This is a genomic window from Marinomonas sp. 63XJN7_7_ISO-PGPR-S23-202, from assembly GCF_056173505.1.
The window spans coordinates 2098493-2119261 of sequence record NZ_CM149677.1; the positions used below are offsets into that span (position 1 = coordinate 2098493).

Sequence of the window (20769 nt, forward strand, 5' to 3'; positions counted from 1 at the left end):
GATCGTCGTTATCCAGCAAAAAGGCTTTACATTAAGAGTCTGAATTTGCTAACCGATTGAATGTGAAGCCGAGCATTGCTCGGCTTCTGTTTGTTTATTCCTCGCTTTCTCTTGGTATGTTGTATTTTTTGTCTTCATAGAGCCAAGTGCCGAGTAATGGATGGGCAATGGCTTCGTTGATGAGCTTTGGACTGACATCCTTAGAGGCTTCTAAGCGATGATTTCGATAAATAAAGGTCTTTGGTGGCAATTTGGGTTGTAAGATGACGACCTGATTACCACGCATAAAGGCTTGGTTCTGATTGAATTGCATGATGGCCCGGCCCACATAACTGGCATCTCGTTTGGTTAAGTCTTGTCCAATCATCGGGTGCGACGAGTTGATGCCGATTAAAGACAGCAGGGTTGGTGCTAGGTCTATTTGACTGATAAGACGATGATCTTCCTGCGGTGGAACATCTGCGCCTAAGATTAATCCAGGAATATGGAAGTTGGTAATGGGAACCAGTTCTGGTCGGCTGGAGCGAGCATCGTGATCGGCGACAATAAGAAATACCGTATTTTTCCAATAGTTAGACTTTTTCGCCATATCAAAAAATTTGCCTACTGCGTAATCCGCGTATTTTACCGCATTCTCACGAGAGTTTTTCGGTGTGTTGTAATCTTCAATTTTGCCATCAGGAAAATCAAAAGGGTCGTGATTGGAGGAACTAAACACAAGGCTAAAGAAGGGTCTGTTATGCTGAGCTTTTTCAATAAATGTCTCGTTGGCTTTTTTGAACAGGTCTTCGTCGCTGACGCCCCAAGAGGCAATAAACTCAGGATTTACAAAGTCCTTTTCTTCAATAATGCTGTCGAAACCATTGCCTAAGAAAAAGGCTTTCATGTTATCAAAATGCGCACCACCACCGTAGATAAAGCTGGTGTCGTATCCCTTCTGTCCCAGTAATTTCGCAAGGGTGAAAAAGCCCGTTTGAGAGTTGGGTAGTTTAACCGTACTGCGTGCTGGTGTTGGGACGAACCCGGTCACGACGGCCTCGATTCCTCGCACAGAGCGCGTGCCTGTTGCGTAAAGCTGGTTAAAAGCCCAGCCCTCTTTGGCTAATTTGTCGTATTCAGGGGATAGCGGTAGGCCTCCTAGGCTGCCAATAAATTGTGCCCCTTGGCTTTCTTGCAAAATAATCACGAGGTTTTTGGGGTGTTTGTATTGATGGGTCGCGGTTTGCTTGTGCAAAGTAGGGAAGTCTTTCGACACAAAGTCCGCTTCTTTTAGGCCCATGGATTTGTGTATGTTGGAGAGAATGTCTGCTTTGCTCATTTGCGGATAAAGTTGAAACGAGCTGACCTCATCTTGCATCTGACTGACCGCATAGAGCATGGAGTAAGCTGAATTGAGGGTTAGGCTATTGACCAAAGGATCATTGGTAAAGGCGGTATAGCTTGGGTTAATGGCTCGATGTTGCAAGCTAGAGCGCGCGGCTAATACGCCAAGAAGTAAAATGAGCACGGCGAGAACCGGTCGTTCAAACCATTTTGGTTGCGGTTTGTTGGTGATGTGCTGTTTACGCATTAAATAATAAATGCCCACAAAAGCGGCAATCGTGACCAGTAACGATAAGGCAAGGGTGAGTTTATGCCCCGCCATAAGCATGGAAAACACTTCTTTGGGGTAGATTAAATATTCAACGAACAGGCGGTTTGGGCGTAAATTGTACTCGTTGATAAAGGCGGGTGTTGACGCTTCCATAAAGACACAAAAAACAAAGGCTGCCGAGAGCCAAATGCGGCATACAATATCCCAGACACGATTAATATAAGGAATGCCGGAGACCAGTACGGCAAAGAGTGCGGGTAAGGCGGCTAGGTAGGCTAGCGAGGCTAAGTCAATACGCAAACCAAACCCTAATATGGTGAGCCAATCTTTAAACGAATCGACCCGTTCATGTTGCCAGATGATCAGAGCAAGCCGGCTTAAGGTTAAGGTACATAATGTAATGAGAAAAAAAGTAAGAAAGGGTTTGAGTGGAGAGCGGTATCGATTTAATGCGTTTACCATATTAGAAACCAAACAGAAGGATGAAAACGTTTGATTATAGTATAAAATATGGAAAAATGTTTCATAAATATTTCAAAAAAATCTTACTGTGACAACGTAATATGAAGAGATGGCAGTATAAAGCGGTAAGGCAGGCTACCCACAAAAATGCCCTATTCCGTCTAGAATAGGGCGCTTGATTTCTTTACTGGAGAAGTGTGGTCTTGGTTCGCAGCCGTTTTTGCCAACGAATCGCGTCGATAAGTAAAAACACGACTAAACTGATGCCCATCACGGGCAGACTGATCGCAACAAAGAGGCTCACTAGAAGGCTAATGGCTTTCCATGTGGGCGATAGTTTACTCCAAGCATCAAGCAGTGGTTTGGAGGTGGCTCCAGCGGTTGGACGTCGACGCCACCACATGGTGTATCCCCAAACAATCATGACACACAGTGACAAACCAAAAGCGGCTAATATGAGTTGATTGGCTAAACCAAATAATAAGCCCATGTGAGCATCAATCCCCCAACGGATTAATTTGGCAATCAATGGGAAGTGAGCAAATTGCGCATGATCTAATACCGCTAAGGTGCTGCCATCGATGGCGACAGAGTCGACTTGAGTGGGCCATTCCCGATGGATTTCACGAACAAACCAAGCTGTATTGGCTTTTCTTGGTGGTTTGATCTCAATCTTAGTGGAATGGATGCCCGCTGCTCGCGCGGTATTTAATACCTTGTCGAAAAGCGGGTCGGTTTCTGTTGCGGATGGTGCGGTTTGAGCCATGGCCATATTGGTGTTGTTTGAATGACCAAGGTGATTCGCATGCTCACCCATGCCTGTGCTGTGCGCCGTCTTTTTGATATCTAGAGAGACGTAGGGTGTGACCCAGCCAATGTGTTGGCGGACTGTACTGATGTTACCACCGGCCCATTTAGACCAAGTCAGACCAGTAATTGAAAAGAACACCAGTCCAAGAAAAATCACTAAGCCAAGTTGATAGTGGCTTCTACGTTTTCTCAAATAGGGTGTGCGAGAGGCAAGCTTGGTTTGGTTCTTTTTACCTCCCTTGTACCAAAGATACACGCCCCCTAGCGCGGCAATCCACAACCAAGAAGCGGCCAGTTCACTGTAGTTTCGTCCCAAATCGCCTAGTAATAGGGTGCGATGTAGGTAATCGATAGTAGTACGAAGGGGCAGGACGCCGCTGGTACCATAGACACCTAAGCTGCCGCGAACCGCTAAGTTATGAGGGTCAATAAAAACGGAGCGAACGCCCGATAATGTGCTTGGATCGAGAAACATGACGCGAGTGGTGTCCCCTGGTAGCGGTGCGGGTCGCACAGCAAATAGGGTGAGATCTTTTGATAAGGATCGGCGAGCAGCGGCTATTTGCTCAGTTAAGGGTTTATTTGGCCCTGTACTGTCGGTCTTGAGTTCGTGCTTGTAGACATAAGCCTCAAGTTGCGGGGTTAATACGTAAACGGTGCCTGTCAATGCCGCGATGAAAATAAACGGGGCGACAAACATGCCAATATAAAAGTGTAAACGGGTGATCAATAATAACATGGCATTTTTCGAAGCGTCTGGCTTCTTTGTGTTCTGTATATTGGACATAAATTTCATCTGTCTAACAGGATAAGTTGTCTCCAAAAGAGGAGCGAAACTTATCTAACAATAAAATAAGCGATCGGTGCCCTGGGTTCGATGACGTCGTCGGTTAATACGATGTGAACAATGGACGTAAAGGTTCCTTGAGGAACTCTTATTTAACCTATCCGTGATCGTCAAAGGTCCCAGTTTTCTATTGGTTAACCACCTTACATGATGATATGACGTGACTGGTTGTCATATGCCGTCATCAGGATGTTATGCCAATAGATCGCTGTGTGATGATATAAACGTAGCGTGGGAAGTGTTTGGCGGGGCCCTTGGCTGTAATCTTGAATAGCGCGAGGGTAAGAGATGAGTGCTAATAGTATAAGATATAGCGGGATAAGAAGTCGCCACTAAGATTGGCAGGATAAAGATAAGTACCGCTAAGCAGGCGAGGTGGAAGAGGAGTGTACAGAACCCGCAAGCCGCCCTAAGTTCTAAGGTATCACCATCGTCCATCGACTTATTGGAATAATCCGGGTCATGGAAGTCCATGGAACCCGATTCCGCCATTTTTTCCCTGCCACCATGTTCATTCATATGCTCCATCGATGATGGTGGCTGGGCTATGACTTGTTTGGTTGGTGAATGGGGAAGGTTGTGATGCTGATGCATCGTTGGATTCATATCCATGTGGCTCATTCCATGAGCTTGCATGTTCAGCTGTGATATGAGAGGAACGACATAAATGGCGATGACTGCAAATAGACTAAGCAAGACGGGAAAACGTCTTGTTCGCTTATTGGGTTGAATCATCGACCATGTCATCACACAATCCTTATGGAGAGACGTTTATCGAGGTTATTTAACCTTGAATATCACCAGCGTGTTCTTGCGCGCTTGACACAATGCATTCACCGGCAAGATTTGGAGCGACGCCCACATCAAAACCATCTTTTTCCATGCCAGGTAACCATTTGTCAGTCCAATCCATGCTAGAAATCTCTAGGGGATTAAAACTGGAATAGTCTTTTTGTCCCCATGAGAGCGCTAATTCAGGCGTTGGCCAAATAGGTAAGATTTTATCTTGGCCAAGTGGGAGAATTAGGCAGCCTTGCGCATCGGCCAGGGTCCAAATACTGTTCTTTTTCTTAATGAGTGCGATGACTTCGTCGTAACGTTGGCGACTCGGTAAGCGGAAAAATGTATCGTTAAGAGAAGAAGTCTCAGTCATGGATTTTGCTCTAATGGAAAAAGAGGGCATTCTATCATAAGAAATCTTAATGGGGCTGCCTAGCGCTAGAATACTTTAGATAAAATCGTACAGCAGGCGATAAAAAAGCAAAACAGAGGGTGGTGACCCGCTTGTTTTGCTTTTCCGAAGGTCAAGGTGGTTATTAAGATGCGCTAAACAGTTGATCAAGTGTCGTCAGATGTTGTTGCTTTGCATCCGCTGACATCCAACTGCCGACAATGCTGTTTTTGGCCAATTGGTGCAGTTCTGCTTTACTCAGATCGGACTCTTTTATCAAAGCATGGTAGTTGTCCACCATGTACCCGCCAAAGTAAGCCGGATCGTCTGAGTTGACGGTGGCGTTGAGGCCGAGCTTTAGCATGTGCTTAATGGGGTGATCGGTTAACTCATCAACTACGCACAGTTTTAGGTTAGACAAGGGACAAACGGTGAGAGTTAAGTTGCGGGCTTTGATTTGCTTAACGAGCTGTTCATCCTCAAGTGCTCTGTTGCCATGGTCAATGCGATCTACTTGTATAAGGTCGATGGCTTGCCATACGTAGTCAGCAGGGCCTTCTTCACCGGCATGGGCAGTGACTTTCAGTCCCAATTCTTGGCAGGCTTTGAAAACGCGAGCAAATTTTTCTGGGGGATGGCCTATTTCCGAGCTGTCTAATCCTACGCCGTCTATCCAATCAAGATAGGGTTTGGCAAGTTCTAGGGTCTCAAACGCACTGTCTTCGCTTAAATGGCGCAGAAAGGACATAATGAGCTTGGAGGTCATTCCCCACTGTTCTTCTGCGTCTTTTAACGCTTTATAAATGCCGCTGATTTGTGGCTCGAAATCCACTCCACGGGATAGGTGCCCTTGAGGGTCAAAAAAGATTTCCACATGCACGACATTTTCTTGATGTACTTTGGTTAGGTAGGCCATCGTCAAATCGTAAAAGTCTGCTTCTTTTAACAGGACAGACATGCCTTGATAGTACAGATCCAAGAAGTCTTGAAGATTGGTGAATTGATAAGCGGCTTTCAGGTCTTCAACGTTCGAATATTTTAGCGGGATCTGGTTGCGTTCAGCCAGTGCAAACATCTGTTCGGGTTCAAAGGTTCCCTCAATGTGAAGGTGTAGTTCGGTTTTTGGCATTTTTTCGGCCAGTGTCATCAGTGTTTCCACACTCATGGGATACCTCTTTTTCATTTAACGGGCATCGCTAGGGATGCTTTTGTGTGTTGTGATGCGCGTACTTTTAACAGCTGGGAAAGGACAGAGATGGCGATTTCTCCAGGCTGCTTTGAGCGCAAATTGGGTTCACCCATTGGGCAATGCATTTGGTCTATTTGAACCTGACTGAAGCCTTTACTGGCTAACTTATGGCGGAACCGAGCGCTTTTGGTTTTCGAGCCAATAACCCCGATAAAGGCCGCATCGTTACGTTTTATTACGGCTTCAGTCAGTTCTAAATCCAGTTGATGATTGTGTGTGAGTACCAGATAAAAAGTATTGGCAGGCATATCGGCGACTTCATCAACGGGGTAATCGCTGATTTTAGTGGTTACCTTGTCCGATACCTGTGTGGGGAACTCATCTTGACGACTGTCTACCCAGATTAAATGGCAAGGGATATTTTCTAAGCAATGTACAATAGCCCGCCCAACATGCCCCGCACCAAAAATTGCAATGGTTAATGGAGATTGCAGGACACTTTCAAACAGCAATGTCACAAAGCCACCACAACATTGTCCTAATGTCGCCCCAAGAGGGTAATCCTCGGTGCTTGTTTGACTGTCTTTTTCGCTAAGCTTTTCCCTTGCTTTCGCAATGGCTTTCCATTCTAAATGACCACCGCCGACGGTACCATAAGTGGCATGCTGTGTAACAAGCATACGAGCGCCTATTTCCCTTGGTGTAGACCCTTTTATGGCAAAAACAGATACCATCACAAAATCGATGCCTGATTTTTCCAGTTTAGCCGCTTCTTGAACCCATTTTGTATCCATGGTTTAGCTACCTCGATATGTACTGTAGCCATAGGGGGAAACTAAAACGGGAACATGGTAGTGGCTGGTGTCGTCATTAATACCAAAGCGAATCACCACCTCATCCAAAAACAGTGGCTCTGCAAGCTGTTTGTCCAAGCGGCGATAATAATCTCCGATGGCAAACTCTAGTTCATACACGCCTTGGTGAAAGTCTTTCTCAGGCAGAATAGGCTGGTCACAGCGGCCATCACTGTTTGTGATGCTGGTGTTAAGTTGGACTTTATTGCCATCGATCAGCTCATAGAGCGTGATGGCTACGCCCGCCGCTGGGGTGCCGTGTGTTGTGTCCAGAATGTGTGTCGTTAGGTATCCCATATGGTTTTCTCTCCTGTGCTCGCTTTTTCTTATGCCGGTTGATCCACTACTTAAAGCGACACTGTTTAAAGTGTGACGTTACAGGTGTTCTGCCAAGGGGGTAGGGTGTTTTATAAAGTGCTTTCGCTTTTTTATCAATAGCGCTTTCGTTGTTTTCTATCCGTTTTTTTAATTATAGATGAAAAGTTATCGATCCTCCGCCTATAGAGAATCGATAACCCATTTACATTAAACGACTGCTAGTGGGGGATTTTATCGGTAATGCCTTGAACATACCAATTTACTCTTGCTAGTTCTTGGTCTGTCAACGAATGACCAGCAGGCACAACGATTTTTCCGGTATTGTCTTTAATAGGTCCGGTGAACGGTTTTAGTTTGCCAGATTTGATGGCTGCCAATGTTTCCTCAATTTTAGCACGCACATTTTTGGGCAAATTAGGATTGATGGAAGCCAGTTGCAGCATGTTGTCATGGAATCCCCCCCAGAAATCTTGCGACTTCCAAGTACCGTTCATCACTTGTTGTACGGTTTTTATGTAGAAGGGTGCCCAGTGATCACGTACTGAGAAAATATGCGCTTGAGGGGCAAATTTACTCTGATCCGATGCTTGACCAATGGCACGAGCACCACGTTTTTGTGCGGCAATCAATGGCGCAGGGCTGTCAGTATGCTGAATCAGTACATCTGCTCCCTGATCCATTAGAGCATTGGCGGCATCAGTTTCTTTACCTGGGTCATACCAAGTGTTTGCCCAAACAATTTTTAGTTTGATATTAGGGTTAACACTTTTTGCCCCCATGTAGGTCGCATCGATATCACGGATAACTTCCGGAATAGGGAAGGCTCCGATGTAACCTATGGTATTGGTTTTAGTGAGCAATCCAGCGGCAACACCAGAAATATAACGGCCTTCGTAAGTACGAAGAACATAAGTGCCTAAATTTTTTGCCCGTTTATACCCTGTGGCATGTTCGAACACTACATTAGGAAAGCGTTTGGCCGCTTTAACGGTTGCATTCATGAAGCCAAATGATGTCGTAAAGATGACTTTGTTGCCTGCTTTGACCAGTTGGGTAATGACACGTTCTGCGTCTGCACCTTCTGCCACGTTTTCAACATACGTCGTTTTTACTTTCCCTTTGAAATATTTTTCCATTTCTTTGCGGCCTTGGTCGTGCTCGTAACTCCAGCCCAGATCTCCCACTGGGCCAACGTATACAAAGCCAACTTTAAAAGGTTCTTCTGCTTGGGCCATGGTCACGCCAAGCATGAGACCTACGCCAAGTAATAAACTCTTTAACTTCATGATGAAACTCCTTGTGCCCTTCGGCGATTTTGTCGTTGTTAATGGAACGCTTTATACTATTTTTATTGGTTTTGTGGCCTTTGACAGCTCAAATTGACGCATGGTTAGGCCATATGTCTTGGATCAAACGGTTTTCCGAGTGATCGTGGCGCCAACAGTTTTTCTTTAAATTTATCCGCACTGATGATGACCATGACGAATACCGTTGCCACATAAGGCAACATGGCTAATAAGTTGGTCGAAATGGTCCAACCGAATCCTTGGAGAACCAAATGCATAATGCTGGCCAAGCCAAACAAATAGGCCCCCAGCATAATGCGTCCTACCCGCCAAGAAGCAAAGACCACCAGCGCAAGGGCAATCCAGCCACGGCCGGCTGTCATGTTTTCTGCCCACATAGGGGTATAGACTAAGGACATGTAAGCTCCGGCGATCCCCGTCATGGCACCACCAAACATAATGGCCAAATAGCGGACCCGAAGTACCTTGATGCCAATGGCATTGGCGGCATTGGGGTTTTCACCGACGGCTTTGAGTGTTAGTCCCAAGCGGGTTTTGTTAGCAACATACATAATGAGCACGGTCATGATGAAAGAAAGGTAGACCAACAGATCGTGCTCGAAGAGAATTTTGCCAAGGTACGGAATGGAGGATAGGTACGGGATGGGGATGGGATTAAAGCCTTGAATGGTTTTGCCGACAAAATCCGATCCGACAAAGGCGCTTAATCCCGTGCCAAAGATGGTTAATGCGAGCCCCGTGGCCACTTGGTTGGCGCCAAGGTGCAACACTAAAACACCAAAGATAAGGCTCATGACACAACCCATAGCCATTGCCGCAAGCACGCCAAACGCCATGTTGCCAGTTGAGTAGGCTGCCAAAAAGCCAACGACGGCTCCCATGAGCATCATCCCTTCCTGGCCTAAGTTCAGTACCCCAGACTTTTCACATATGACTTCGCCAAGAGCAATAAATAACAAGGGAGTGCCTGTTTTTATTGCGGAGAATAAGATTTGTGCTATGAAATCTGCGTCCAAAATAGGCTCCTAAGCCGTGGCTTGATGAGTGAAAACAAGGCGGTTGCGAATAAAGAAATCGCACGCCAGTAAGAAGAAAAGCAAAACGCCTTGAAACATACCGACCACCGCAGTGGGAATATTCATTTGAATCTGTGCCAGATCGCCCCCCATATAGAGTACGGCCAAAAAGATGGCTGCAATAATCGCACCCAGAGGGTGTAAGCGGCCCAGATAGGCGACGATGATGGCGGAATAGCCATATCCAGGGGAGACGTTAGGTACCAATTGGCCTATGGGGCCAGTCACCTCACATACACCCGCTAGACCTGCCAGCGCACCAGCAAGGAGCATAACAAACCAACTGAGCTTTTTGCTGCTAAAGCCAGCGTAGGTCGCCGCAGGTTCGTCAGAGCCAAAGACGCGCACTTGAAAGCCTAAGTGGGTTTTAGACAAGATAAACCAAGCCACAACAGCAGACAGTAGAGACAACAAAATGCCTAAATGAATTCGAGTTCCCTCAACAAGAATCGGCAGCATGGTTTGATCAGAAAACATAGCGGATTCAGGAAAACCGTAGCCATCAGGATCCCGCAGTGGCCCATTGACTGCCCACACCAGTAGATAAAAGGCAATGTAGTTAAACATAATGGTGGTGAGAATAAGGTTCGAGTTGAAGCGTAGTTTTAAATAGGTGGGAACGGCAGACCAGGCAATACCCGAGGCAACGCCGGCCAAAAGTGTTAAAGGCAAGGCTAAGGCGCTGGTGGAATCGCCAAAGGCTAGTGCGACCGCAGATCCCCCTAATGCTCCAGCGAGTAATTGGCCTTCCGCACCAATATTCCACATATTGGCCCGATAACAAAGTGATAAGCCCACGGCACAAAGTAGCAGAGGGCACATTTTTACCAGCATTTCTCCCACATTATAGCCATCAGACAGGGGGGCGATGAGTAATACATGCAGCGCCTCAATCGGGTTTTTGTCGAGCGCTGAAAAAAGAATACAGCCAAAAATAAGGGTGAGTGTAATCGCCAGCAGGGGCGAGACAAGTGTCATTAATTGGCTAGGTTGCGTTCGCGCTTGAATACGCATCATGCTGTGGTCTCCTGTAACATGTCAGCATCATGCTGTTGGTTGTTAATAAAGGTCCCTGCCATCCATTGGCCAATTTGGTCTATGTTGGTGTCTTGGGTACGGACAATAGGAGACAAATAACCATCGCATACGGCTGCCATTCGGTCTGCTAGTAAGAATAGTTCATCAATGTCTTCTGATATCAATAAAATGGCAGCCCCTTGGTCGCGTAGTTCTAATAACGCTTGGTGAATCGCTAATGCTGCACCGACATCTACTCCCCATGTCGGATGGGCGCAAATCAATACATCAGGTCGTTGACCGATTTCGCGTCCCATAATGAATTTTTGTAAGTTCCCGCCACTTAAGCTTTTTGCTTCAGAAAATTCGCCGTGGCATTTGACGCTGTAATCACTGATCAGTTGTTTGGCATAGTCTTTTAGTTGCTTCCATTGGACTAAGCCATATTTGATAAAGCCTTGACTGTGGGTGAGGAGGGTGTTTTCCGTTAAGCTCATATCGGGAACCGCGCCTCGGCCCAAGCGCTCTTCGGGGACATAAGCCATCCCAAACTGTCGTCGTGTAGCGGTTTTTAAATTGCCAATTGGTTGGCTTTTCATGGTTAGGTGAGTGTTGACGGGACGGCTGTCTTCGCCGCTAATAATGGCCATTAACTCGTCTTGTCCATTGCCGGCGACACCTGCAATACCGAGAATTTCGCCTGCTTTTAGCTCAAGATTGATGTGTTTTAGTGAGGTGCCAAAGGGGTGTTGTGTGCTAAGGGTGAGGTCATGAATCTGAAAGCGTACCTCCGTTCCCTCTTTTTTGGAGTAACCAGCGTCTTGTTCTGCTAAATCGCCCACCATCATTTTAGCAATGGAATGGGAGGTTTCTTCTGCAGGTGAGCAAGTATTGATGACTTTGCCACCCCGTAAAATGGTGGCTTTTTCACAAATTTCGGTGACTTCATGCAGTTTGTGACTAATGAATAGAATACTGCACCCCTCTTTGGCAAGCGTGCGTAGTACGCTAAAAAGACCAGACACTTCTTGAGGGGTTAATACGGAGGTCGGTTCGTCCAGAATCAAGAGTTTTACCGATTGGACTAAACAGCGCATTATTTCTACCCGTTGCCGCTCTCCAATTGAGAGTGAGTGTACGTAACGATGGGGGTCAATATCCAAACCGTATTCTTGGGATAATTGACGGATTTTCTCAGCGAGATTGCCAATAGAGGTTAGTTGAGGTTTGCTCAAACAGAGTTCGATATTTTGGCTGACTGTTAGTGTTTCGAACAGAGAAAAGTGCTGAAAGACCATACCTATCCCAAGCTCTCTCGCCGTGGAAGGTGATTTAATCTCTATCTCTTTACCATCCCAGATAAGTTGCCCTGTGTCTGGCGCGACGACGCCATAAATGGTTTTGACTAGAGTACTTTTGCCGGCACCATTTTCTCCCAATAGGGCATGAATTTCTCCAGGCATGAGGCTCAGGCTAATATTGTCATTGGCAAGACAGCCAGGATACTGCTTGCTGATATTGATCAGTTCCAGTCTAGGTGAAATATGCTGTGCGGTTTTGGTGTTATTCACAAAAATTTCCCATCTTTAAATGTCTGGCTGTGTTATTAACAATAGAGTGACTCGGTATATAAACTGCATACTGCACAAGCCACGCCAGTTCATGTCTCTTATTAGCGCGTTTAATTAAAAAAAACCGCACTCTTTTTGTGCTTTGGTTTTTTGTTTGCCCCTTTTTGGGGTTTAAAAAATAGTTGACTGATTGGTTCACTTAGCTCATTTTGTTTATATGAAATGTTTGTTTCTTTTAATCAATATTTGTGCCAATTTTTTTATGTATTGTGTGGCAATCTACTGTGTATGGTGAAGTTGCCATGGAATTGTCTTTTTAATGGGGTGATGTGATGTCTTATGATCGTGATTTAATCGGCTATGCAGGAAAACCAGTTCATCCGCATTGGCCTAAGAATGCCAAGGTGGCGTTGCAGTTTGTCTTGAATTATGAAGAAGGAGGAGAAAATTGTATTCTGCATGGGGATAAGGCCTCGGAGGCGTTTTTATCTGAGATGATCGGGACGGATGCCAGAGAAGGTGTTCGTCATATGAGTATGGAGTCCCTGTATGAATATGGTAGTCGTGCTGGAGTATGGCGTGTTCTGGCGTTATTTAAAGAGATGGGAATTCCGTTGACCATCTTTGCCATTGGTATGGCTCTTGAGCGTCATCCAGAAATAGCTAAGGTCTTTGTTGAGGAAGGACACGAAGTTTGTAGCCATGGTTATCGATGGATTGACTATCAGTACGTGGATGAAGCAACCGAGCGTGCTGATATGAAAAAAGCCATTGATGTCATTACTAAGCTGACGGGTCAACGTCCTTTAGGATGGTACACAGGACGAACAGGACCCAATACTCGTCGTTTGGTCGCGGAGGAAGGAGGATTTCTATACAACGCAGACGACTATAGTGATGATTTACCGTTCTGGCGTTTGGAAGGCGGGAAGCCTCAATTAATGGTACCTTATACCCTTGATACCAATGATATGCGTTTTGCGGCGATGCAAGGCTTCAATACAGGCGAGCATTTTTTTCAATACTTAAAAGATGCGTTTGATACCTTATACGAAGAGGGTAAAACGCAACCAAAAATGTTGTCTATTGGACTGCATTGTCGTCTGATCGGTCGTCCTGCTCGCATCGCAGGGTTAAGACGCTTCCTCAGTTATGTGAGTCAATTTGATGATGTTTGGTGTGCACGACGTATTGATATTGCCAAACATTGGCATGAGCATTTTCCTTATCAGGCAACCGCTTAATTGATTATACAAAATGATGAGTTATATGGAGAAAAACATGACAGACCAACTGTCCGTTTCGATGGAATTTCAGGCGTTGGATGGAGTGTTTGACGCTAAACCAAGTACCATGACGAAAGAGGCGTTTATTACGGTGTTTGGTTCAGTGTATGAGCACTCTGCTTGGGTTGCTGAACAGGCATGGCAGGCAATGAACCACAAAAACAGCCTGATTGACTATGATCAGAAAGAGCATTTAGCGCGTTTGTTGTTTGATGTGGTCGAACAAAGTACGAATGATACAAAACTGGCTTTATTACGTGCTCATCCAGATTTGGCGGGTAAGGCGGCATTGGCTGGAGAAGTGACTAAAGACTCTAGTAGTGAGCAAGCTGGCGCTGGTTTAGATCAATGTACGCCCGAAGAGCTTATGCGTTTTACCGATTATAATGACCGTTACAAATCGCGCTTTGGTTTTCCTTTTATCATGGCGGTAAAAGGTGCGACCAAAGAGGTTATTTTGTCGGCTTTTGACCAAAGGATTCATCATTCTCCACAGGAAGAGTTTAACATGGCTATGCGACAGGTACATCAAATTGCTCGCTTTCGTTTAGCCGAGAAATAGCGTCCTCCCCCCAAGTACCGATACAGCGTGACTGTGTCTATCTCGGGGGGATTCTGTTCCTTGCCTTATGTGATTTCTATACACTTTACTGATAGAAAATGGTAGAGTAGCGCCTTTATTTTATACAAAGTTTCCAGTTGATTGTTCTCCCTGAGTCAGGGATTGAATTGCCGTTGTCTTGTTTTAGGAATATAGCGATATTGTGCTCATATAATTTGCTTGAAAGGCTACTGAGTCAAGGGGAACTGGAGACAGATGTCGATTTTGGTGATAAATACATTGTTAATTTAGTCCTGCTGTTAGTGGCATTAGTGGACTTTTTGTTATTGATGTTTTTTTTACTAGTTCGGCCAGATCTATTCGCAAGCTTGTCCTATTTAGTCGGCTTTGTCTTTTCTATTGGACTTTTCTTGGTTAACCGAAGCAAATGGCTTGGATGGATGAGGATTATCGCCCCATTTTTGGCCATTGCTCAAATAATTCTTTCTTGTTTTTTGGTATTGGGTTCCGGAAGTGGCCTACAATGGCTTTTGGCCATGTTTTCGTCCTACTCTTTTTTAAGTTTTCAGAAAAATGAGCGGTTTTGGCAAGCCATCACTATTGTTAGTTCATTTTTAGCGTTTGTCTTATGTGAGCTATATGCCCCACGCAGTGGTCTCTTATTGGATAAATCCGAGCAGGTTGTTTCGATTATTTTAGTCTTTGTCTATTCTTTGTTGGCATTTGGGGTGGCTGTTCAAGCGCTGGTTGGTCGTTTGTTTCGTGTCAATATGAAATTAAGAGAGCTGGCTGAGAGAGATGTATTAACGGGGTTGCCGAATCGTCGTAAGGTATTAAATGAAGCATTGGCCATTTTTAACGAGGCGTTAGACTCTTCTAGTGCGTGCTCATTTGCTATTATCGATTTTGATCATTTTAAGAGGATTAATGACTCTTATGGCCATGAAGCGGGTGATCTTGTGTTGCAAAAAGGAGCAGAGGCGATGTCCATTTGTTTGCGAAAACACGATAAAATAGGCCGCTATGGTGGTGAAGAGTTTGTTATTATTATGCCTGATACGGATGCTTCAGAGGCCGTGTCAAAAATGGAACTTTTAAGGGCATCGATTGAGTCTTTGAATATTGTGTCGAGTCACGGTATTCGTATTCCTGTCACGGTCAGTATTGGCGTTGCGTCCATGTCTAAAGAAACGACTATTTTTGAAGATGTATTGGCGCTGGCTGACAAAGCGTTATACAAGGCGAAGAAAGCGGGTCGTAATAAAGTGTATTAGTTACCTTGATGTTTTTTTATGTGTTGTGACCTTTCTCTGATAGCCTGAGGGAGGCGCTGTTATTTATATGCCTTTTTTATCCTTATATATGAGGTTGCTTTGCTTAACGTTATTTTCCGTTGTGATGATTTTTGGGTGTTAAATAAACCTGTTGGTATGAGTTTCCACGCTGAATCTGATGAGCGAGGAGTGATGGAAGCATTAAAGCAAGATTACCCCAGTATGACGTTTTATCCTGTACATCGTCTTGATAAAATGACATCGGGAATTTTGCTGGTGGCGCTGAACAAAGAAGCAGCGGCAAAGTTTGGTGAGTTGTTCGAGTTGCATCAAATAGAAAAACGTTACATAGCTTTGTCGGACCGTAAGCCTAAAAAGAAACAAGGGGCGGTGAAAGGTGGTATGGTGCCAAGTCGCCGAGGGCAATGGCGTTTAACCACAGAAAATGACAACTTGGCGGTGACGCAATTCTTTTCCACTTCTTTCGATGGTTTTCGAGCTTTCATTGTACGGCCTCTGACTGGCAAGACACACCAAATTCGTGTGGCCTTAAAAAGCCTTGGTTCGCCTATTTTTGGCGATGATCGTTATAGTGGAACGCCAGCAGATCGTGGCTATCTACATGCTTACTCTGTGTCATTTGAATGGGCGGGTGAATTAAAAAGTTATTGTGTCATGCCTTCAAACGGTGAACACTTTAATGCCAAATTCTGTGATTTTGTTCGTGCGCACTTCGCTGAGAAATTTTTAAAATGGCCTTCTGGCAAATAAAACCTAGGCGCCTTGTTTGTAATGAAGGTGACTTAGGACGGGATAATGAATGAAGAATATTTTGGCATATTGCCGACCTGGTTTTGAGAAAGATTGTGCGGCGGAATTGGCACAAATATCATCGGAAAAAGGGTTTTATGGTTACGCGAAAGTGGTGCCGGACTCAGGCTTTGTGGTGTATCACTTTGATCATTCAGAGCCTGCTGAGACCTTGATTGAGCAATGGGTTTTTAATCGTTTGATTTTTGCTCGTCAAATAATTGCAGTCAATGAAGTGATCCATTTTGAATCCGGTTCACGGGTGGAGTCTTTGTTAAGTGCTGCGCGTCAGCTGCCTCTTGCGGAAGAAGTATGGATAGAAACAGCGGACACGAATGATGCCAAAGCCTTGTCTGGTTTGATTAAAAAATTAGACAAGCCGTTAAGGCAAGGCTGGAAAAAGTCCGGGGTGCTGCGAAACAAAGCCATTGGTGTTCGTCATCATGTGTTTTTGCTGGATGGTGAGTCTGCCTATTTGGGTGTGTCCTATGCGGCTTGTCGAAGTGAATTCCCCATGGGTATTCGTCGTCTGCGCTTTCCTGCTGCTGGGCCGAGCCGCTCTACGTTGAAGTTAGAAGAAGCCTTTTTGCAGTTTGTTCCAGAGAAAAAACTGGCTAAGGATTTAACGGAAGGAATGACCGCAGTGGATTTAGGCGCTGCGCCTGGTGGTTGGACTTACCAGTTTGTTAAAAGAGGCATTCATGTGTTTGCGGTCGATAATGGGCCAATGCAAAAAGCACTGATGTCGAGCGGTTTGGTCCAGCATGAAAAAGCGGACGGATTTAAGTATGAGCCGCCCTATACGGTTGATTGGCTAGTATGTGACATGGTGGAACGTCCAATTAAAGTGGCTGAATTGATGGCCGATTGGTTTGCTAAGCGTTGGACGCGTCGCGCGATCTTTAATTTGAAGCTGCCTATGAAAAAACGTTATCAAGAAGTGATGTTGTGCATTGAGCTTATTGAAGAAAGGCTCCATAAAGCGGGGGTTGGCTTTCAATACCAAATAAAGCACCTTTATCACGATAGGGAAGAAGTGACGTTATGCATTATTGCGAGCTAAGCCGATTAAATGCTGTCTGAATCTTGCTTGATGAGGTGATCTAAGCTCTGCATAAATATGAAAAGCCCCACTATGTGGATCATAGTGGGGCTTTTCATTATCTATGATGCTAGATAGAGTCGCTTGGGCTGAAGGCTTTGTACCCCATGGCTTCTTCCATTAACTTGTCTCGACCGTAAATGTCATTACGAAACTCTAGCATGCCGTTAGCATTGGCTACCACCGTAAAATAAACCAAATACACTGGAATATAATGGGGCAGGGTAAGCACTTTGGTTTTCTTGCTTTTCATTGCGGCGGCTAGCTCTCTGAGGTCTTTGGCATCGGTCATTAAGCTTTTTGCGAAAAGAGCGGGTCTTTCAAGGCGGATGCAGCCTGAGCTAAAAGCACGGTTTCTCGCTCTAAATAAGCGCTTGGCTGGGGTGTCATGCAAATAGATTTCATTTCTATTAGGAAACATGAATTTGTAAGAGCCAAGCGCGTTGTTTTTGTCTGGTGTTTGTTCGAAGCGAAACGCTAGGTTTTCTTGTGAAATGGCTTTCCAATTGATTTGTGTCGGATCTAGCTGTTTTGCGCCAATTCCCCAGTTGGCAAACACTTTATAGCCATGCTTGCTCAGGTAGTTTGGATCAGCTTGTAGCTTGGGTAGCAAATTTTCACGTGCGATACGATCCGGTACCCGCCATGTTGGGTTTACCACCATGTAAGTCATGATGGCTTTAAAAACCGGGGTTTTCCTATCTGGCCTGCCAATAATGGCTTTCATGGTGGTGTGATTGCCATTTAAATACATATCAACAGAATAATTGGTTAAATCGACCCATATACGATTGGCTTCCAGTTGACTTGGTAGCCAGCGCCATCTTTCTAGGTTGTAGGCAATCTGTTCTGCACGACGTTTAAGTGGGACATTGAGAGTTTTAATGGTGTTTGGACCGGCTGCTCCATCGGCAATAAGGTGGTGGCGATTCTGAAAACGTTCTAATGCTTTTTTAAGTTGCATGTCAAAGCGATCTTCATCTACTTTTCGAGTGGAAAAACGAATGTCGCCCAGTTGTACAAGACGAGCACGTAACTGTGCAACGCGTGGGCCTTGATCACCAATAGCGAGAGGCTTGCCGGGTGTGACCAGAATGTCTTTCTCTTTTTTAGATAACTCCTGATAGTAGACCAGCCATTTCTGTAAAATTTGATACTGTGGACTTCTTGGCGCTAGCAAATGTAATGAATTGACCATGTCGTTGACGGAAGCCATTTGTAGCAGCTTTTTCCAGTCATTGCTGGGTGCATCCAGTTGCCAGTTAGGATCAATAAGCTGTGGCTCATAGCGTCCATTACTCAAATCGTGGGCGTAACTTGCCAAAGCGATGGTGGTGATGACATCCATTTCTGCCAATTGTTGAGGGGTTGGATTTTTGAGAGAAAGGTAATGTTTAATGATGCCCACATGATAATGGATCGGATTGAGACCATGGGTATTGGCCTTTTCCAGAATGTCGACCAGTTTGTAGATAGACAAGTTGATCTGTTTGTCTTTGATCCACATAGGGCTATAGCCACGATGTTTATACACATCCAGTACCGTATTATTCGGTATGGCTTGTCCGGCTACAGGGGTAAAGGCATGCAGCATCAAGGCGACTTGGCCTTTTACACTGCTTTCTATTTGTGAGTCGCTAGGCGGTTTGGCTACCAACCCTTGGCCTGTTTGCTGGCTGGCACAGGCGCTCAAAAGGACTGTAAAAAAGACTAGGGTCACAAGTCTCGTTAACGCATTGGTCATTGATTGCTCCTGGTTTTGGTTTCGTCCGTTGATAACGTAGCGTTTTCTAAGTCTGAGATGATGAGTAAGGCTTCTTCTCTTGAGTGACCACAAATCATTTCTTCAGCGGTGAATGCTTGGCAGACCGTTGGCCGATTAGGGCTATTAAAGATGCCACAGCGGAAATCTTCAAGTAAGTGTATGCATTTTTCTCCTGCGGCTTTCCCGTTAGGCATTCCAGGAATAGGGGACGATATGGAAGGTGCTATGCAACAAGCACCACAATGCGGACGACATTGCATAAAAGCAAATTACCTTCTTTAATAAATAAGATGGGCAGCATTTAAAGATGCATTTGACCAAGTTTTTTAGATTTTCATATTTCATAGGTATTTTAGTGTATCGAGGCCGTTGGTCATAGAGGATAATCTAAATAAGCATGTGATTTTATAAGGTGTTGTTTTTTTCATGGTGTATAAAATATTAGTGGTTGAAGACAGTCCTGTTGTGCAAAACGTGTTAAAGCATTTGTTGAGTCAGCTAACGGGTTATGTGCCAACTGTCTGTTCCTGCTATCAGGAAGCCGAAACGACCTTAGCATCCCAAAATGGAAAAGAGTTTTTTGCTGCCATAGTGGATTTGAATCTGCCTGATGCTCCTAACGGTGAAATAGTCGATTTAGTATTGGGGGCAGGTGTTTCTTGTATTGTGCTGACGGGGAATTTTAATGATGACCTTCGTTTAGCGTTGTTGAATAAAGGCGTATTGGATTACATAACGAAAGACAGTCGTTACTCTTTTGATCATGTTATGAAAGTGGTCGAGCGTTTAAGAAAAAATCAACATATTAAAGCATTAGTCGCGGATGATTCTCGCACCAGTCGCTTGTTTGTAAAAACCTTATTAGAGCAATACCGTTTTAATGTGGTTGAGGCAGAAGATGGCCAGCAAGCACTGGCAAAATTGGAAGAAGATCCTGAGATTCGTCTTTTTATTACCGATCATAATATGCCCATAATTAATGGTTACGATCTGGTGCGTATGTTGCGTCATAATAATCGCTTTAAAAATTTAGTGGTGATTGGGTTGTCAACGGGTAATGACAGTTCGTTGTCTGCAAAGTTTATCAAAGCTGGGGCCAACGATTTTTTGAAAAAGCCGTTTTACCACGAAGAGTTTCATTGTCGTATTACTCATAACTTGGAATCACAAGAAATGCTCGAAACCATTCGAGATTTGGCCAATATTGATGTGCTGACTAAGTTGAAAAATCGTCGTTATCTTTTCGATGAAGGCGAGTCTTTTTATCAGCAGGCACTTTCCCAGGGTGATGGGGCAGGATTTGCTATGCTGGATTTGGATCATTTTAAATCCGTTAACGATACCTATGGTCATATGGTGGGCGATACTTTGTTGGAGTTGGTTGGCAAAGAAATCGGCCTCGCTTTCCCTGAATCATTGGCTTGCCGATTTGGTGGAGAAGAGTTCTGTATTGTGTCGGATGAAGAGGATGATGTATTTGAGCAAAGGCTTATTGACTTTCAGGTATCTTTGCGAGAAAAGGAGTTTACCGGGGCGAAGATAAAAGTGACGTGTAGTATTGGTGTGTGTCGCAAAAATCAAGTCAGTCTTGATGATGCCGTGAGAGTTGCCGATAAAAAGCTGTATCAAGCTAAGAGTAATGGGCGCGATAGAATAGAGTTTGATTAGTTGCGTTTTTAATCTGCTGCGTATGTGATAGATGAGAGGTTTAATGCTTACAAGTTTTTCGAAACCCTTGTAAGCAAATGCAGACT

The 20769-nt window shown here is 44.8% G+C and carries 19 protein-coding genes; 6 read left to right on the forward strand and 13 right to left on the reverse strand.

Going from position 1 to position 20769, the window contains the following annotated elements:
* Positions 1-94: 94 nt before the first annotated feature.
* The 11 genes from AC0VYG_RS09595 to AC0VYG_RS09645 form a co-directional block, all read right to left on the reverse strand.
* Positions 95-2056: an LTA synthase family protein gene (locus AC0VYG_RS09595; protein WP_475432074.1), complete on the reverse strand. Its 1962-nt coding sequence runs from the start codon at positions 2054-2056 to the stop codon at positions 95-97.
* 184 nt (positions 2057-2240) lie between these two features.
* Positions 2241-3653, reverse strand: coding sequence for a PepSY-associated TM helix domain-containing protein (locus tag AC0VYG_RS09600; RefSeq protein ID WP_475432075.1), 1413 nt, complete (start codon positions 3651-3653; stop codon positions 2241-2243).
* 252 nt (positions 3654-3905) lie between these two features.
* Positions 3906-4460, reverse strand: a complete 555-nt coding sequence (locus AC0VYG_RS09605) for a DUF2946 domain-containing protein (protein WP_475432076.1) — start codon at positions 4458-4460, stop codon at positions 3906-3908.
* A gap of 37 nt (positions 4461-4497) precedes the next feature.
* On the reverse strand, positions 4498-4866 hold the full coding sequence (locus AC0VYG_RS09610; RefSeq protein ID WP_475432077.1) for a DUF2750 domain-containing protein: 369 nt from the start codon (positions 4864-4866) through the stop codon (positions 4498-4500).
* A gap of 163 nt (positions 4867-5029) precedes the next feature.
* Complete coding sequence (locus AC0VYG_RS09615; RefSeq protein ID WP_475432078.1) at positions 5030-6049, reverse strand: adenosine deaminase; 1020 nt, start codon at positions 6047-6049, stop codon at positions 5030-5032.
* Positions 6050-6063: 14 nt separating this feature from the next.
* Positions 6064-6867, reverse strand: coding sequence for a xanthine dehydrogenase accessory protein XdhC (xdhC, locus tag AC0VYG_RS09620; RefSeq protein WP_475432079.1), 804 nt, complete (start codon positions 6865-6867; stop codon positions 6064-6066).
* A 3-nt stretch (positions 6868-6870) separates the two neighbouring features.
* Positions 6871-7224 (reverse strand): hydroxyisourate hydrolase, encoded by a 354-nt coding sequence (uraH, locus tag AC0VYG_RS09625; protein ID WP_475432080.1) that lies wholly within the window; start codon positions 7222-7224, stop codon positions 6871-6873.
* Positions 7225-7463: 239 nt separating this feature from the next.
* Positions 7464-8531 carry a BMP family ABC transporter substrate-binding protein gene (locus tag AC0VYG_RS09630; RefSeq protein ID WP_475432081.1) on the reverse strand — a complete coding sequence of 356 codons (1068 nt, stop codon included), beginning with the start codon at positions 8529-8531 and terminating at the stop codon, positions 7464-7466.
* A 104-nt stretch (positions 8532-8635) separates the two neighbouring features.
* Positions 8636-9568, reverse strand: coding sequence for an ABC transporter permease (locus tag AC0VYG_RS09635; RefSeq protein WP_199477607.1), 933 nt, complete (start codon positions 9566-9568; stop codon positions 8636-8638).
* A 9-nt stretch (positions 9569-9577) separates the two neighbouring features.
* Positions 9578-10645 carry an ABC transporter permease gene (locus AC0VYG_RS09640; protein ID WP_475432082.1) on the reverse strand — a complete coding sequence of 356 codons (1068 nt, stop codon included), beginning with the start codon at positions 10643-10645 and terminating at the stop codon, positions 9578-9580.
* Entirely contained in the window at positions 10642-12216 is a 1575-nt protein-coding gene (locus tag AC0VYG_RS09645) for an ABC transporter ATP-binding protein (RefSeq protein ID WP_475432083.1), read from the reverse strand. The genes AC0VYG_RS09640 and AC0VYG_RS09645 overlap by 4 nt, the downstream gene beginning before the upstream one ends.
* A gap of 332 nt (positions 12217-12548) precedes the next feature.
* Here AC0VYG_RS09645 and puuE point away from each other — a divergent pair, with 332 nt between their 5' ends.
* From puuE to rlmM, 5 genes are all read left to right on the forward strand, one after another.
* Complete coding sequence (gene puuE / locus AC0VYG_RS09650; RefSeq protein ID WP_475432084.1) at positions 12549-13460, forward strand: allantoinase PuuE; 912 nt, start codon at positions 12549-12551, stop codon at positions 13458-13460.
* A 37-nt stretch (positions 13461-13497) separates the two neighbouring features.
* Positions 13498-14064 carry a 2-oxo-4-hydroxy-4-carboxy-5-ureidoimidazoline decarboxylase gene (gene uraD / locus AC0VYG_RS09655; RefSeq protein ID WP_475432085.1) on the forward strand — a complete coding sequence of 189 codons (567 nt, stop codon included), beginning with the start codon at positions 13498-13500 and terminating at the stop codon, positions 14062-14064.
* Positions 14065-14264: 200 nt separating this feature from the next.
* On the forward strand, positions 14265-15338 hold the full coding sequence (locus AC0VYG_RS09660; RefSeq protein WP_475432086.1) for a GGDEF domain-containing protein: 1074 nt from the start codon (positions 14265-14267) through the stop codon (positions 15336-15338).
* Between the two features lie 99 nt (positions 15339-15437).
* A complete protein-coding gene (locus AC0VYG_RS09665) occupies positions 15438-16109 on the forward strand; it encodes a TIGR01621 family pseudouridine synthase (RefSeq protein ID WP_475432087.1) in 672 nt (223 codons plus the stop codon).
* Between the two features lie 49 nt (positions 16110-16158).
* The gene (gene rlmM / locus AC0VYG_RS09670; RefSeq protein ID WP_475432088.1) at positions 16159-17211 is read left to right on the forward strand and encodes a 23S rRNA (cytidine(2498)-2'-O)-methyltransferase RlmM; all 1053 of its coding nucleotides are present in this window, start codon (positions 16159-16161) and stop codon (positions 17209-17211) included.
* Positions 17212-17320: 109 nt separating this feature from the next.
* On the opposite strand, the gene AC0VYG_RS09675 is transcribed toward rlmM, so the two are convergent.
* Both AC0VYG_RS09675 and AC0VYG_RS09680 read right to left on the reverse strand, forming a co-directional pair.
* On the reverse strand, positions 17321-18994 hold the full coding sequence (locus AC0VYG_RS09675) for a L,D-transpeptidase family protein (RefSeq protein ID WP_475432089.1): 1674 nt from the start codon (positions 18992-18994) through the stop codon (positions 17321-17323).
* Positions 18991-19275: a YkgJ family cysteine cluster protein gene (locus tag AC0VYG_RS09680; protein ID WP_475432090.1), complete on the reverse strand. Its 285-nt coding sequence runs from the start codon at positions 19273-19275 to the stop codon at positions 18991-18993. The genes AC0VYG_RS09675 and AC0VYG_RS09680 overlap by 4 nt, the downstream gene beginning before the upstream one ends.
* Positions 19276-19441: 166 nt before the next feature.
* On the opposite strand from AC0VYG_RS09680, the gene AC0VYG_RS09685 reads away from it, so the two are divergent.
* Positions 19442-20683 carry a GGDEF domain-containing response regulator gene (locus AC0VYG_RS09685; protein ID WP_475432091.1) on the forward strand — a complete coding sequence of 414 codons (1242 nt, stop codon included), beginning with the start codon at positions 19442-19444 and terminating at the stop codon, positions 20681-20683.
* Positions 20684-20769 lie beyond the last annotated feature (86 nt).